10 protein-coding genes are annotated in these 16,420 nt (G+C 54.3%); 2 read left to right on the forward strand and 8 right to left on the reverse strand.

Annotated elements, in window-relative coordinates:
• Window positions 1–21 precede the first annotated feature (21 nt).
• Window positions 22–1,080: an SDR family oxidoreductase gene (locus KK062_RS09545; RefSeq protein ID WP_254084058.1), complete on the forward strand. Its 1,059-nt coding sequence runs from the start codon at window positions 22–24 to the stop codon at window positions 1,078–1,080.
• A gap of 13 nt (window positions 1,081–1,093) precedes the next feature.
• Here KK062_RS09545 and KK062_RS09550 read toward each other — a convergent pair whose 3' ends face one another.
• The 8 genes from KK062_RS09550 to KK062_RS09585 form a co-directional block, all read right to left on the reverse strand.
• Window positions 1,094–2,008 carry a hypothetical protein gene (locus KK062_RS09550; protein WP_254084059.1) on the reverse strand — a complete coding sequence of 305 codons (915 nt, stop codon included), beginning with the start codon at window positions 2,006–2,008 and terminating at the stop codon, window positions 1,094–1,096.
• A gap of 77 nt (window positions 2,009–2,085) precedes the next feature.
• Window positions 2,086–3,567, reverse strand: coding sequence for an immunoglobulin domain-containing protein (locus KK062_RS09555; protein WP_254084060.1), 1,482 nt, complete (start codon window positions 3,565–3,567; stop codon window positions 2,086–2,088).
• 20 nt (window positions 3,568–3,587) lie between these two features.
• Window positions 3,588–6,380 (reverse strand): IPT/TIG domain-containing protein, encoded by a 2,793-nt coding sequence (locus KK062_RS09560; RefSeq protein ID WP_254084061.1) that lies wholly within the window; start codon window positions 6,378–6,380, stop codon window positions 3,588–3,590.
• A gap of 256 nt (window positions 6,381–6,636) precedes the next feature.
• Entirely contained in the window at window positions 6,637–8,214 is a 1,578-nt protein-coding gene (locus KK062_RS09565; protein ID WP_254084062.1) for a beta-helix domain-containing protein, read from the reverse strand.
• 193 nt (window positions 8,215–8,407) lie between these two features.
• Window positions 8,408–11,680, reverse strand: a complete 3,273-nt coding sequence (locus tag KK062_RS09570) for a TonB-dependent receptor (protein WP_254084063.1) — start codon at window positions 11,678–11,680, stop codon at window positions 8,408–8,410.
• A 150-nt stretch (window positions 11,681–11,830) separates the two neighbouring features.
• Window positions 11,831–12,850, reverse strand: a complete 1,020-nt coding sequence (locus KK062_RS09575) for a FecR family protein (RefSeq protein WP_254084064.1) — start codon at window positions 12,848–12,850, stop codon at window positions 11,831–11,833.
• 69 nt (window positions 12,851–12,919) lie between these two features.
• A complete protein-coding gene (locus KK062_RS09580; RefSeq protein ID WP_254084065.1) occupies window positions 12,920–13,528 on the reverse strand; it encodes an RNA polymerase sigma factor in 609 nt (202 codons plus the stop codon).
• 140 nt (window positions 13,529–13,668) lie between these two features.
• On the reverse strand, window positions 13,669–15,066 hold the full coding sequence (locus KK062_RS09585; protein ID WP_254084066.1) for a zinc-dependent metalloprotease: 1,398 nt from the start codon (window positions 15,064–15,066) through the stop codon (window positions 13,669–13,671).
• 264 nt (window positions 15,067–15,330) lie between these two features.
• Between KK062_RS09585 and KK062_RS09590 the strand changes: the two genes are divergently transcribed.
• Window positions 15,331–16,005 (forward strand): hypothetical protein, encoded by a 675-nt coding sequence (locus KK062_RS09590; protein ID WP_254084067.1) that lies wholly within the window; start codon window positions 15,331–15,333, stop codon window positions 16,003–16,005.
• Window positions 16,006–16,420 lie beyond the last annotated feature (415 nt).

The raw sequence follows: 16,420 nt of genomic DNA on the forward strand, positions 1-16,420 counted from the left end.
GAGCCACCCTAGCTTTGCTTCATGAAAACAGTAACCAATACAGCCCTCGTCGTCGGCGCCAACGGCGTGATCGGCACGAACCTGATTCAATACCTCGACACGCTCGACACGTGGAACATCATCGGACTCTCGCGCAAAGGTGGTCAGGACACTGCGCGCATTCGCCACATCGCCGTCGATCTGCTCGACGCAGCCCAATGCCACGAACGGCTGGCGGCACTGACCGACGTCACACACATCTTCTATGCCGCCTACCAGGATCGCCCCACGTGGGCCGGGCTTGTCCCTCCCAACCTGGCCATGCTCGTCAACATCGTCGAGGCCGTCGAGCCGGTGGCAACAAACCTCCGGCACATCAGCCTCATGCAGGGTTACAAAGTATACGGCGCCCACCTTGGGCCCTTCAAGACACCGGCCAAAGAAAGTGACGCGGGCCACATGCCACCCGAGTTCAACGTCGACCAACAACAATTCCTGGAACAGCGGCAACGAAACAAAGCCTGGACCTGGTCCGCCATCAGGCCATCCGTGGTAGGCGGTACCGCGCTCGGCAACCCCATGAACCTGGCGCTGGCCATCGCGGTCTATGCATCGATCTCGCGCGCGCTAAACCTGCCACTACGCTTTCCGGGCAAACCCGGCGCCTACGATAAATTGATGGAAATGACCGATGCAGCATTATTAGCGAAAGCCACGGTCTGGGCCGCCATAACACCCGCCTGCGCCAACCAGGCCTTTAACGTTACCAATGGTGATCTCTTTCGCTGGAACGACCTCTGGCCTAAACTGGCCGCCTACTTTGGTCTGGAGGCCGCGCCGCCATTAACCATGCCGTTGCAAACCGTCATGGCCGACAAAGCCGCCCTGTGGCAGGCGCTACAAGAAAAGCACGGCCTGGTAAAACACGACTATACACAACTCTCCTCCTGGCCATTCGCGGACTTCGTCTTCTCGTGGGACTACGACTTCTTCGCCGACAGCTCCAAAGCCCGGCGCCTCGGCTTCCACGAATACATCGACACCGAGCAGATGTTCTACCAGCTGTTCGACACGTTGCGCCGCGAGCGCGTCATTCCGTGAGCAACCCGATCTGCTACCTTTTCCGCCACGTCCGCACCGACGCCCGGAAATCCTCCAGCTTGTCGGCATGCGCCTTATCGGCCGTGCCCACTACGTAGTAGCTCATGGTGCTGTCGAACAAAATAGCCTGATATTTCAGGCGCGTCGCCAGCGAATCGGTGCGCGTACCCCAGACCTCTATACCCGGCAGGCCGTCTACTACCAGCGTGCTGTCCTGATGCTCAATGATGCATGTGGAGCACAATTGCCGAAAACTTTCCAGGGCATAGATCGATTTCTTATCCACAGCATGTGCATTACGTCCCATCAGCATGGAATACGAAAAGATGGCGTCGTTCGTCCACGACCCGTCATGTGTATACATCACGCTTGGCCCCTCGAATACCTTTGCCAATTTCAGGTCGGCCGGCGGCCGTACCCGGAAGCTGATCGACGCGGTATCGGGCTTCCACACGGGATCTACCTGCGTCGTCAGCAGGGCGTCGCGCACCGTACCGGAAATTTCCTTGTCCTGATCGGCCGTAAACGTGCCGTTCACCGTCAGCGTATTGCCACGCTCCGGCACGATCAGCCGCCATTGGTAGAAGTTCATGCCGCGTTCTTCGTAATAGAGCTTGCACAAAACACCCTCCGCACCGTTCACCTTGACATCCTCGCGGGATACAAGCTGCTGGCCCACCGCGGCAAGCTTATCCTTGGCCATATCGACCAGCGCCTGGTGGTACTCGATCGGAATACTCATCACCAAAATGGTGGCGCTGTATATGTTATGCCGGAACCCCGCGATTGTAGGATCGGCATAAAAACCTGCAGGCAGCTGAACGCTCACGGGCGTGCCGTTAACGGGTACACGTTTATCTACCCGCGCCGGCTCCTTACAGCCGGCAACAAAAACGATGATGGATAAAAAACTAATGACGCGTTTCATAATGCATGGGTGTATCAGGTTATAAAAAAAATGAAAGGATGCGTGTGCATCCTTTCACCGCCCGGCCGGACGTCAGATTATTTCTTAATGACTCTTACTGATTCCTTCTTGTCGCCCTGGATTGTCTGGATCAGATACGTGCCGCGCTCGAGGCGCTGACCGATCTGCACAGACCCTTGCGCCGCCACATCGTATTGCTCACGCACGGTGCCGCTGCCGTCCAGTACCACTACCTGGGCTGCTTCGCCGCCAACCGCTACGGTAGTAGCTCCGTCAAACGGAACCGGAAATACGCTGATGTTGCTGGTGCTGGCAGTCTTGCCGGCACATGTACCCACCTTCACGCGAACCGTACGGCGGTACAGGAACAGGTCAACGGCCACGCTGTTGCTGATCTCCACCGTGTAGAGACCGGCGTCGGCAGGCGTAGCGTTGGTGATCGTAAACGACGCGTCGGTAGAAGGCTCAGCAATGTACGACAGATCTTTCTTGAACCAGGTATAGCTGTTGTTCGGCGATGCCTCGATATAGTTGCCGGGCAACGTCACAGAACTACCGGCGCAAACAGTTACCACCGCGTTGGCACCCACGCTGTCTTGCGGAGCATAGTTACCGTTCTGCGCGTTAACAATGTTCGGCTCGATGTCGGCATACGTCAGTTTGTTGTTGGCTACGTACAATTGCAGCAGCGAGGTCGAAGCCGACAGGTTCGGCACATCCTTGATTTGGTTTGACTCCACGTTGAGGAAGTACAACAGCTTGTCGTTCACGATCGAGGCAGGCACTGCGCCGGTCAGGCGGTTGTTCGACAGGTTGATAAATACTACACTGTCCATGCTGCCGATGGCGTTAGGAATAGCACCCGTCAGCTTGTTGTTGAACAGGAAGAACTCACGCAGGCTGTTCAGGTTGCCGATCGTGTTGGGGATCTGGCCTGTCAGTTGGTTGTCGTTCAGCTCCAGCGTCTGCAGACCGCTGAGCAGGCCCAGCGCCGCGGGAATGCTGCCCGTCAGCTGGTTGTTGGAAAGATTGAGCGCGCGCAGCTTCGACAGCAGCGCAAAGGTTACGGGGATCGAACCGGTCAGCTTGTTGCCCGACAGGTTGAGGCTCGAAAGCGACAGCGTCAGACCCATTGTGGCGGGTATGCTGCCCGTTAGCTCATTGTCCGACAGGTTTACGGTTTTCAACTTCTGCAAAAATACCAGGGCTACCGGCACGGGACCGGTCAGCGCGTTGCCTTGCAGGCTCAGACCGTTCAACTCCTGCAGGAAACCCAGGTGCAGCGGCAGCGAGCCCGTCAGGTTGTTAAAAGTAAGCGTCAGGGATGTAACGCGTTCGCCCGTTACCTCGACACCTTGCCAGGTGCTAGCAGGGCCTGTCAACCAATTCGTGGACGAAGTCCAGCTGGCGCCATTGGTAGCACGGTAGATTTCTACCAGCGCAAGCGAGTCGCCTACGCAAACCTGCGCGCGTACGGCAGGGGCAACCAAAAAGCCGGCGATCGTCAACACTGCGACGGCCACCAGGCGGGAACTGAGTAAAATTCTTTTCGTTTTCATTGTGTTTATAAGGGTTGATATTATTTGCCCGGCCGGGCTATGGGTCCTAGTCGTTTCACCGGCTGTCGTGAACTCCTGTTTGCCTTCATCGAAGAGAACTTCCAGCCACGGGCAGACGCTCCGCCGGCATCCTCTACCACCAATCCAGCGCGCATACCGCCGAGCCAAGGCTCAAAGGTTAACTCCAGTTGTGCTATATTGGTATATACTTCTTCCGCTTCAGTCGATCCATCATATTTCTGACGGAACACCGATGCCAGTGTTTTAGTATCGTTCGAATATTCCATCCAGTAGACAAAATCATCGCCCGTATCCAGCGAGATGCCCAGTATCTCGCGGTTACGTGTCGCCAGCGTCGTCATCCCCCCCGAACCATCGAGGTTACCGACCTTGATGGTATTGTAGCCGTCCAGCACAAACAACTGTCCGCTGCCAACGTCTACCTTTACATCGACGGGATAGGTGAGACCGTCGCTTTCGTCGAACAGGTCCGTAAGCCCGCTGCCGTCTGCCGCGCCCCGCAATACTTTGAAAGGAGCAATCTCCGGGTAGCCGCTGATGATGTACAGTGCATCAGCTTCGGGCTCGTACGAAACGCCGATCGGCAAAATGCCGTGCGACCCGAAATCATAAAGCATCTCCAGCGGACCGGAACCATCCATATCACCCCGGTAGAGCACGTTTACGAAGTCTGTTATGTAAACCTTCTGGTGCGCGATGTCGAGCGACAGGTCGAGGATCTGGCCGATCCCGTGCTCACCGGAATAAAGCACCTGGTAGCCCGACTGATCGTAATTGGCTCGGGCGACGGCGGTTGGTCCACCAATCACGTCGTCGGCGAAATAAGCCTTCTGCCCGGCAAGATCCAGTGTCAGAGCATACATCGGCTGGAGGGCAAAGGTCCGCTCGAAGAGCGTTGACTCAGAAGGCGGGTCGTTCGTCCGCCGCTTGACCGCGAATCTTGAAGGAGCCTCGTTTTCCGTATAGAGTATATTTCTGACCGGCGCGCCACTCGGCTTCACCGTAAAGGAAAGACTGTTGGACGTCACACCAAACGTCGTCAGGGTAATGTTATACACCCCTGCCTCAACGTTAGGAACATAGACCGCCACCGTGTTGGGATTGGCATCGGCCGGATTTACCAACACCGCCGTTTCCGTACCGAACCGCACGATATTCTTAACTTCTCTGCTATGTAGTTCAGTACCCGTGATTGTCACGATCGTACCGGGTGTACCCTCCGTCACATCGATCGACTGCAGCACCGGGTTACCCGCCACCTCGAATGGTATCGTGTTGCTGGCGCGGCCACCTTGTATGACAAACAGCGAGTAATCGCCCGGTATCAGGTTTTGCGGAACCATTGCCACAAACTCCGTTGCCGTAACAGCGCTTACGGTAAACCGTTCATTGTTTTCAGTACTCAGCACCAGGCCCGCCACGGCATTGAAGTTGCCGCCCTTCACAGTAATGGAGCTGCCAGGCCGGGCGCTGGCCGGTGAGACCGACGTCAGGAACGGAAGCGCCACGGAGTTGATCGTATAGGTCGGCGCAACACCGGTCTTTCCGTCTTTCGTGACAGTCACCAGGCCTGTAATCGCCTGCGGCGGCACTTCCACAACGAGTTGCGTAGCCGAGGCGCTGATGATAGTAGCGGTGGCGTTGCCGGCAAAACGCACGGTATTGCCCGCGGCCGTTTCGCCGAAGTTTATACCGTCCAGTTGCACGCGGCTGCCTGCGCTACCGCTGCGCGGCGACATCGCCAGCACGATCGGCGTTCCCTCTGAAGTCGCCGTAAACACCGGCCCCGGCGTTTCACGACCGTTTACGGTGATCGAAACCGGACCGGTCGTGACTCCCGTGGGTACAGTAACCAATAGCTCATTCGTGGTAGCCTTCGTGACGACGGCCTGCTGCCCGTTGAAGCGTACAATATTGTCTTCTGCTACCGGGCTGAAGTTATGACCCGAGAGCGTCACCGCGATGCCTGCATAGCCACTCAGGGGAGTCATCTCGGCGATGTTAGGATAAATCAGGAAATCCTGCGGCGTCGTCAGTATAAGTTCCTTGTCATTGATGTTATTCCGAATCGTAATAGCGCCATCGGTCGCGCCCACGGGAACTACAACGCGTACGGTACGCGCGCCGCTTCCGTCCAGGATGATCGTGGCCGGAATGCCCGGCGCAAAGTGGACATTCTGTGCATTCATGCCCCGGCCTCGTATTTCAATTGTATCACCCACCACGCCGTGTGTGGGAACTATCCCATAAATTACCGACGGCTTCACCGTAAACTGCGGGCCCGCTACGCCCATCACGGACACGGGACCGTCTTCAGCATTTTGCGGCACAAGCACCGTCAATTCTGTTTTGGAAGACAGGAGCGTCGGGGCTTCTACCCGGCCCAGCTTCACATTATTTCGTACCGCATTGCGCTGAAAGTTCTCGCCGCGGATTACCAGGCTGTCACCCACCCAGGCCTCTGCCGGCGTCACTTCGTTAATCACGGGAGGATGTACTTCGACCGACGGCGCAGTGGCCATCTCAACATCCAGAATATCGACGATCATTTCGCCCGACTGTGCGCCGTCGGGCACTTCCACGAGAATCTTCTCCGTCGTGGAGCCGGGCAGCGAGTAGGTCACTGCGCCCCCGGTAAAAGTAATTTCGTTGTAGTCAAATCCCGGGCTGAAACCTTGCCCGGATATTTCAATCGTGTCGCCGAGCTGCACGTTCATCGGCGTAATGCTGAAGATTTTCAGCGGAGGAAGATTTTCTTCTTCCTGGCAGGAGTAATAAACCAGTAAAAGCATAACGATCCCCGGCATGGCAAGCAAACGCGCCATGCTCCGAAGAGGGCCGGACAAGAATGAAAACATAGTATGTATAGATTTATGCAAAGATTTCAAGTGGTTAATGTCCTTACGATGATAATCGGTCATGCTCTTTTTTAGTGTAGAAAAAGAAGCAGACTGCCTTACGGGGCAGCGCTGCTTCAGGATCTCTCAGTCCAGGTTCAAGTCAAAAGGAAATGGTGTTGGTCACCGTAGTTGTTGTTGTTGTTTGTTCTTACAGGATGTTCACGTCACCGTCGTTCGGATACGACGCTGTCTCAGGCTGCCAGTTGATCCAGCCAGAAGATGTGTTCCAGCCATTGTCGTCGGCTACACGACGAGCACCGATGTAGTAAGTAGTGGTCGCAGTAGTCGAAGTTGTGTTCGCAGTAAAGAAAGCGTTGACAGCGTTGGCGTTTGTACCTTGCGTCAACACCGGCGAGGTATAGGTGCCCGTGGTAGCCAGGGGTGCGAAGTTCACAGCCGTCAACGTCCAGGCCGTAGACGACAGGCCGCTGGCGCGATAGATACCACCGTTGGTAGCATTCGTAGCGGCGCAAACCGTAGCGGCAGTAGCCACGTTCGTAGCGCTCACAGACCAAACATTGTTCGGAGCAACAGGCTCAACCACGATCGGCGTCGCGATGGACTGAGGACGTACGGCCAGGTTGTTTCTGAAGATCACGTCGCCAGGAGCTGCTACCGCAGGAGTCGAGAGAATCGAAGCAGGATCCGCGTAAATCTGGTTTCTTTTCCAGCCTACAACAATCGTGTTGTAAACATCGATACCAGTTCTTCTGCGAAGATGCAGACCATCGTTATACAGTGAGTTGTACGTGTTCGAGCACTGAATGGGACCGATAACCGTGAAGTTGCTGAAGATCGCAGACGTGCGCGGAGTAGCCGTACTGCCAGTTCCGTCGTTGTCGGACTCGAAACCGTTGGAAGACGAAACGTCGGCAGCAGCAGGGTCGCGTGATACAACCCCGAACTGCACTTTACCGGAGAAACCGAAGTCGGTATCAAAGTCGTCATCCAGGTTCTTGTGCGAGATCAGGTACTTAGCGTTTACAGTACCGCCGAACCACTCGAAGCCGTCATCAGCGCCGGAAGATACTTGCACGTGGTCAATTACTGTAGTGCTACCTACACCCGCCAGGGTCAGACCGTTCTTCTCACTATTGGGAACACCCGGCAGTGCGACACCAGCGTATTCGATCCGTACATAGGTCAGCGTGCCCGAAGACTCGCCGTTGAAGGTATCTACGTTGCTACCATAGGTAGGAGCAGGGCTGGTGGGGTGTGTGATGTCATTGGGGAAACCTTCTGCTTTGATTGGAGCTGTTTGGTTTACACGAGCCCGGCCCAGGAGGATGATACCACCCCAGTCGCCGCGTGCACGAGTACCGGCATTGGCAGTAGTAGTAAAGATGATCGGGCTGGCCGGCGTACCGGTGGCATTGATCTTAGCACCTACTACCGCCGTGAGGGACGCGCGCGATACTTTCTGACCACGAATGGTTGTACCGGCAGCGATGTTCAGCTGCTTGGTGGCAGGAACGCGAACGTCACCGCAAAGGCAATACAGCGTATCCTTCACCCAGTTCAGTTCGCCGTTATTCAGGTAATACGTAATGTCAGCTTTAGTCTTACAGGCAGCCAGGTTGGCAGCGCCGACGTATTTGATAGGCAGGTTGATCTCTTCAGAAGCAACCGCGCCAGGCTTTACATCTTCTGCTGCATCCTGACATGAAAACATACCCGTCGCCAGGGCAGTCGCGCATACCGCGCTTAAAAGGAATTTGTTTTTCATTGTGTCTTAATTAAGTTTGTATTAAGTTTAATTATGGAACTGGACTGAGTTCCGTATTTCATTGTGTCATTGCGCCCCGTTTCGCCGCGGGGCGCAATCTTTTTTTTAGGTTGTTGGTTATACTTTTTTAGTCATCGTCTTTGCATCCCAGTTCATTATACCTCGTTTCGCGGCATGGTACACCTGCCTTGCCTCAGAAGGTCAGGTTGATTCCCAGCATCCAATAGCTGCCGGGCTTATAGCGTTGAAATGTATAGTCCTTGTACGGCAGCTTCGTCCACCGGTCCGGATTGTATTTCTCGTCGCGGTCGTAATCGCGGTACAGCTTGCGGGGTTGGTTCAGGATATCCTGAACGCCGGCGCGAAACTCCAGCTGCTTCGTCAGCTTCTGGCGGTACGTCAGGTCGAGCACGTGCCGTGGCATTTCGTAGGTGGCCGGAAAAGTAGAGGTTCCAGCATAGACCAGCCGTTGCCCCAGCACATTGTACAACAACGAAATCTTCGTACCCCACTCGGGATGTTCGAAATACAAACCGGCATTGATAACATATTTGGCCGTACCTTCCAGCTGGCGCTCTTTGGGACGCGAGTCGCGAAAGTTTCCCGGTTGGGTGGGGAACAGGCTGTCGGCAAACTCCACCTTGCTATCCAGCAAGGCCAGGTTGGCGATCGTCGAAAAGTATCGCGCCCACCGCACCGGCAAAAAGTTTAAACCCTGACGAATCTCCAGCTCTACACCCCGTACGTTGGCCTGCGGCGTATTCGAAAAAAACATCTGCTCGTTTTTGCCGTCGGTCGAGATATAGGGCTCGATGGCGTTTTCGATGCGCTTGTAGAACACACCCACCGAAATGAATTCCGATTCGCTGGCGTACCACTCCACCCGCAGATCATAATTATCGATCCGGGCATCCACCAGCTGGCTGTTACCACTTTGCAGCAGCTCGAGCCGTGGATCGTTCACCGCGATCGGAACCATCTCCCGGTAGTTCGGCCGGTTAATCGTCTGGCCGAAAGCCGCACGCACCACGACGTGCTCGCGGATGTTATACTTCAGGTTGATCGACGGCAACCAGTACGACGCCGTGCGGTCTACCACCGTCGAGTCTGCCCGGAGCCGGAGGATATAAGGCGTCATAATTTCCAGGTCCTGACGCTCGTACCGAACACCGCCGTAAGCGCTCAGCCGCTTGGAAATGATAGGAAGGTTTACTGCGACGTACCCCGCAACGATGTTACCCGTAAACCTATATTGTCCTGATAAATAATTATTGTCGAAAATAAACAGCCCGTTTCCACCTTCGCGGAAATTATCCGGATTGAGCACTCTCTCAGCATCAAACTGATCTACGCGCTCACCTTCAGCCGTCGTCAGATAACGCGGTAACTGGTCGGGGTCGGTGCTGATGTTGATCAGCCGGCCATCGATGTCGCGCGTCTTCTTCTCGTCGAATGCGCCCACCTTCACCGAGATATCTTTCCCGAATTTCTTTTCATAATCCAGGAAGCCTGTAAAGTTCTCTTCGTGCGAATCAGAGTAATATAACGAGTTGGCAATGGAAAACGCGCCCAGCTGATTTCCTACCAGGAGAGAGCGTTTCTCATCCTTCTCACCATTACTGCCCTGCAGGTATAACATCCGCTGCCCCGGCAGCTCGTCTTTCGAGACACTGTAACCACCGCTCCAGTTCAGCTGGTGATCGTGCTTTTTTCCCAACGTATGGTTACCGGCCAACTGTGCGCTCAGAATAGAGCGACTGCGGTAGGTATAAAAAACCTTGGTAGAGTAGCCCAGGTCAAGGTCATTGACGTAGTTGAAACCATCGCGCACGTAGGTCTCATCAGAGCCCAACTGGTTAAAGATCCCCTTCAGCTCCAGTGAGTGGTTGGGATTGATGCGCAACCGCAGGTTCTGCAACAGTCCCCATCGCGCACTTTTGCGGCTGATCGTGTCTTCGTACGACCGGGCATCGATCAGTTCCCCTTTCTCATCGTAATACCGCGACGGATAAAAATTCTGGTTGATGATCTGTGTGGTTTGCGTGGTATTGATCGACGTCAGATTGTTCAGTCGCATTTTGCCCAGCATCCACGAGTCGTAGTAATTAACGCCGGCCCGATAGTCGAGAGGCGCCTTATCGCGCTGCAGGTTCCAGCGGCTGTACAGCTTCTTGCCCCACTGTGCGTTGGCGGCCAGCTCTTCCGACGAAATCAACATCAGCTTACGGGTGCGGCCATCGGCGTTCACCTGCTCCGGCGATGTACCGGGAATTTGAAATATCGCCGGAAAACCTTCCGGCAGCGCACGCGTGCCATCGTCTTTGCCCAACCAATCACTTCCACCCCCGTCGTATGTATAGTAGTCCTTGCCGGTGGACTGGTCGCGTACCCAACCCGACAAATTGACCTCGAACTGACGGGCAATGGCTGTATTCTTCGTTTCCACTTTAATCACGCCGCCGGCCCAGTCTGCCAGCAGGTCAGGTGCCGGACTGCGGTATACCGTCATTTTGTCGATCATGTTACTGGGCAAAAGATCGTACGAAAAAGCGCGGCGGTCAGTCTCCGAACTGGGCGCAATCATATCGTTCAGAATCGTGAGATTATACCGCTCGTGCATGCCGCGGATATTCACAAAATTGTTGAGCACCGATACCCCCGGAAGACGACGGGCCACCTCGCCCGCATCCTGGTCGATGGAGCGGTTGATCTGCTGCGCCGAGATCCCCGTGATGATGATCGGCGATTGGCGGATGGAACTGACCATGGCGCTTTCGTTGGTCTCTACAACATTACCCGACAGCACGCCGTTGCCGATGATCTCAATGGACTGCAGCTCGGTCTTGGACGTGCTGAGCTTATGGTCGATCTGTGTAACCTGCCCAGCCTGCACATGCACATCGCGCAGCACCGATGTTTCATACCCGATATACGACACCGCCAGCTGGTATATTCCCGGTGTCACGTCTTTGATTTCATAGTGACCATTTACGTCGGTGCTGCCGCCCAGCGACGTGCCGAGCACACGCACGCTGGCGCCGATCAGCGGCTCGCCCGACTGGCCATCCGACAGGATACCCTGTACCGTACCCTTAGCCTCTGCGCGGGGTGGCGGTGGTAGTTTATAGATGACAATGATCCCTTTGAAATCGCGATACCCCAGGCCCGTACCTTTCAATACCTGACGCAACGCGTCGGCCACGCTTACATGATCCTGCCCGAACGTAACGCGGGTGTTTTTATTGAGGTCGGCATCGTTGTAAGTAATGCTGAGGCCGCTCTTTTTGCTGATCTCGTCCAACGCACGAGGTAACGGTATACTGGTAAAATGGATGGAGATAAAGATATCTTCTTGCGGGTCAGGAGTAGGACTGGCTTGCAGCCCCAAGGGCAACAAGCACAGTCCCAGGAACAATAGTAGGTTAGGAAGTTGGGTTAAAGGGGTCTTTGTAGAAAATAGCATCATATATAATTATTCGACAGACTTTTTATACACAGTTAAAGGCGACAGCGCCGCGCCGGTGAGGGCGTACGAATCTCAGGCCACACCGAAATGCCGGGTAGCGTCTTACTATTTTTCGAACGACTAAAATCCTGGAGCAGCGTCGGCCGACCGCTAGCGGCAGCTGCCCTGTGTTTGAATTACTACAGTATTGCCCTCCATGGTATAAGAGATCTTACCGGTGATCTGTAAAGCCTCTAATACATCGTGCAACGAAATTCCGGCGTAGTACTCTGCGGTAAAAGAACATGTGACGCTCGTCATCGGTGGCTGCACCGTGATCGAGACCCCATACCAGCGTTCCAATGTTAAAACCATTTCTGGTAAAGTCGCTTGCCGGAAGACCAGGCGCCCTTCACGCCACGCCGACACCTGTCCCACGGCGATGGAGTCGCCGCATATTGTGTGGGCCATACGGTCGTACAACACCCGGTGGTTGGGCGTTAACCGTGTCAGCTCGCGATCATGCTCGAGTGAGTCCGATACGCCCACCGCTACCTTACCGGTCGCGACAGTAACATAGATCGGTTCATCCGCATGCGGGTAGGCCTTGACGTTAAAAGATGTCCCCAGCACCCGTGTATAAAAATTGTCGACGTGCACAAAGAATGGCTTTTTCTTGTCGTGCGCCACTTCAAAGAAAGCCTCGCCGCTCAAATATATATGACGCGTATCGCCGCGGAATTTTTCCGGAAAGCTCAGGCGCGAAGCCGTATTCATCCATACCCGGCTGCCGTCGGGCAAACGCACCGAGAGCTGTTGGCCGGGGGCCGTGGTATACGTAATCGTTTCAATGGGATCGATGATGTCCAGCACATTGTGGCGGAACATATACGTGGCGCCGGCCAGCAGCATCAGGACCACACTGGCAGCGGCATAATACCAGGAGAACGGTATTGTCTTTCGCACGCCAATGCGCCGTTGGATCCGGCTGTAGCGCTCTTTCGAGAGCACGCTCCGATCGTCGGAAATGCTTTCCGGAAGCTGCGCCCATTTCGCTTGCATGAATGTATCGAGGGCTTGCTCGAGCGCCGGGTCCGCCATGTGTTTACGAACCTGCCGTACCTCTTCCGGCGAACAGGCGCCGGCCAGGTACTTCTCCAAAAGGTCTTGAATGGCTGTCGGTAATTTCACAGGTTCTTGCATGTACATTTATATTACACCACGCAAGGTACCTGAGGACTACTGGCCTCTACATTATGTTTATGCTAAGTATGTTAATAAATGAAGCACAATGATCGTATTGATATTCAAATCGACGTTGGCGCTCAGGAAATCGCGCACATACTTCATCGATTTGATCATTTGGTTGCGTACCGTGTTGCGGGAAATGCCCAGCGTTTCGGCAATTTCGTCGTAGCTCATGCCGTCCAGGTGATTCATTTTAAAGATCGAACGGCGTTGCTTGGGCAGGTTTTCGATGGCCTTATCCATAATACGGTGGTAGTCGTTCAGCACCACGCGCTCTTCCGTCAGATCGCGGCTAACTTCCATGGAAAAGCTGTAAGTCTTGCGCTGTTGAGCCAGGCGGGTTTCCTGGCGTAGGGCATTCAGGATCTTGTTGCGCGTCATTCTATATAATAGAGCGCTGAGCGGCAAAGAAGTGTCAATTTCGGCGCGATACTCCCAGAGGCTCACAAACACATCTTGCAGAATCTCTTCGGCGAGCTCTTGCTGCCGGGCAAATTTAAGCGCATAGGTATACAGCTTGGCTTCGAATCGCCGGAACAATTCCGCCAACGCCGGCTCGTGGCCAGCTATTAATAGAGAAACCAGTTCCCCTTCCAAACAAGTGCCCAATTTTGTTGTCATGGTTGCCTAGGTTATCGGGTTTTATCGCTATCGGTGCTATACAATGTTAGACCATTACTATGTATCAAATCTTACAATAAAATTAAGGAAGCGTTAACAATAAAATTCCCTTAACGAGAAAATTCTCTATACTATCAGTATTACCTTAAAATTTCAAGCCTGCGGGTTGCCATTCGGGTTGCCGACCGGATCACTGCCATATAAATGCCCTGCGGCATGTTTGCCACCGGAATATGCGCCTCGCCCTGATCATACCGATGTTCAAATACCCTACTGCCCATGATATCGTAAAGTGCCACCGAAAATTTCATCTCCGAACATTGTATCACCAGGTCAGTACGGGCTGGCACGGGGTGCAGGCTTATAGTAAGCGGCACGTCGAAGCACGAATGGCTCGCCAGGTAATCCATAATAGCCTTTTGTGCCACGTCGCTAAACGTCAGGTCTCCGCCGAGCGAGGGACACATCAGGGTATGCACCACGTCGCACCCCCCCTGCTCGTGTACGGCGCCTAATAAATGCCCGATCTCATGCGCCACGGCAATCGTCTCGAACGCCGGATTGTCGCGTGAAAAATATCCATAGGCATACTCCCGATCCTCGCACGCTTGCCCCTGGTAGGCACGGCCAACGGCTCCCGAGGGTATAGTCGTAGTATTAAACAAAAAAGCCAGGTTGCGCGAAACGTGGGTATACCCATTATTCCATTCCGTGCGAAATTGCTCAAGCAACACCAGGCTTTCGTTCGAATCATAGGGATCGTCGTCAACGGCGTAGGCATGCTGATACGTCACCCGAAAGGTTACGCCGAAATCGCGTTCGTAAAGTCCCTCGATCTCGTTGAGAACTTCCAGAATATGCGCATTGGTAGCTTCACCACGCGTTGCATAATAATTATAGGATGCTTCCGTGGCAATGAGCAACTGCTTACCTACCGCCGTTTCTGCCGCGACGGAGTGTGCCCGTACCACCGCAGCGGCTATGCTGCGATCATACGTTGTCGCGGGTGCCTCGCAGAAAAGCTGTTCCCAGCCTGTCGCGCCAGTGGAATATACTATATACAATTGAGGATCCGTACCGGGCAAAAAGCTCCCCACCGGCTTAACGAACCAGACGGTGTCTTGTCGAACATAGTACCCTGATAGCCCGTCATCGCGCACGCTAAAACGTGCGGGCTGCTGCCGGTCTCCATTATAATATCCCTTAAACCATTGGGCGGCGGCATAAGTCTCCTCGCGCTCGCCGCGGTCGGTGGTCACCACTGCGCGATAATCTGCGTGCCGAAGATCGTTCGACTCGAGCACAACGTCACCTGGCATACCAGACGCGTCAAATGAGATCCGAAATGTACCCGTGCGTGCCAGGGTGGTTAGCGCCGGCCGTTCGAGCGATACCAGCTCGTATGATGTAAACCGCTCGTCCAACATCGCACGGATGGCGGCATCGGCCGTTACCTTACGCGCGGTCAGCACGGCCTGCTGTGCCTTCAAGGACCATCCGCACAGCGCCAGAAGAAGAAAGAGGAAGTTTTTTTTCATGGTACACAAACAGCGTGAAACCGCGACCTGGCAACAGCAACGCCCTGCCAAACACCTATAAAACTAGCTAAACCAGTCCGTTGCGCCAAACTTTACCACATGATCATGCGTGAACGTAGTGTTAAGTTTCGGCTGTAACCTTTGTTCTATTGTAGTTGTTCTCACCACTTCGGAATTTTGATACACCTGCCTCTGCGTTGGATACAAGTCCATGCCCGAGCTATTTTACCTCGGGGTATACATACCGAACCGTCAACCCGCTTCATGATGAAAAAATCTATGTATTGTTTTTCCATTGCCCGGACTTTCGCCGCAATGTTTATTCTGTGCTCCACGCCGGTATCCGCGCAATACGCCAGCGCGCGCCGTATTGCCATCGCAAACACTATACGCCCCACCGCGCACCAACGTACAGGCAAAGCTTTGCCCGCGTGGGCGCTGCAGGTCAACCCCCTCGGCCTGCTGCAATTCGGTCCCATTGTACAAGCCGAGTTTAAGATCTCCGACCAGGGCCACTACCTGGCCCCGCATGTGCGCCTTCCGTACTTCGGCGTATTATACCACGTCACCACGATCGACGGCGACGACGACGTAACGGTGTCGCCAGGCGCGTTAGGCCTGGGCATCGGGTATAAGAAACTTTTTGCAAATGCCATCGGCGCCTGGTATATTGGTGGAGCAATCGATTATTCGTTTGGCAAGAGTGAGTCTGACGGCCGGGTGAAGTGGGACAACGAATTCAGTGACCTGAATCTCATGGCCAACGGCGGCTGGCGCTGGCGCAATCCCGACAGCCGGTTTGTGTTTGGTGTCGGCGCGTTCCTCGGCCCGTCGATTGCGTTGAAAGATGATACTACCTATACGGACGGACGCGTTGAGGACGAACGCGAGTCTAGCTTCCTGGCCATGCTGGAGCTGACACTCGGCTGGGAATATTAACAAGAGACCGATTGGCCTTTTTATGAAAGCGTTGCCTGCGCACGTGCCCATTACATTTCCCCAAAATTCGCGGCAGACGCATAAATCAAGCCGCGCTTCCTTGCCGATACCGCATAGTTGGCTTATAAATCCGCAAAACAGCCGCATAACCGGCACACAACGTCTCTACATCAGCCTTATACTGTATACACGACATCTCCCTCAAACTCAGGTCAATTTGCCCTATAACAAAGAGATAACCTACTGATGATATACTCATGACCCACTCTATACCCAGACTTTTAGAGGTCTGGGTTATCTTTTGCTTGTGAATACATTGTGCGTAAATTGTGTCTTCTTATTATTGGCAGTATATAGGAAGTAGCTACCTTGTTCGTAGAAGTATGGCCCAAAGTCGTTGCGACCCTGACGACGT

The organism is Dawidia cretensis (assembly GCF_018598175.1).
Classification (GTDB): domain Bacteria; phylum Bacteroidota; class Bacteroidia; order Cytophagales; family Cyclobacteriaceae; genus Ohtaekwangia; species Ohtaekwangia cretensis.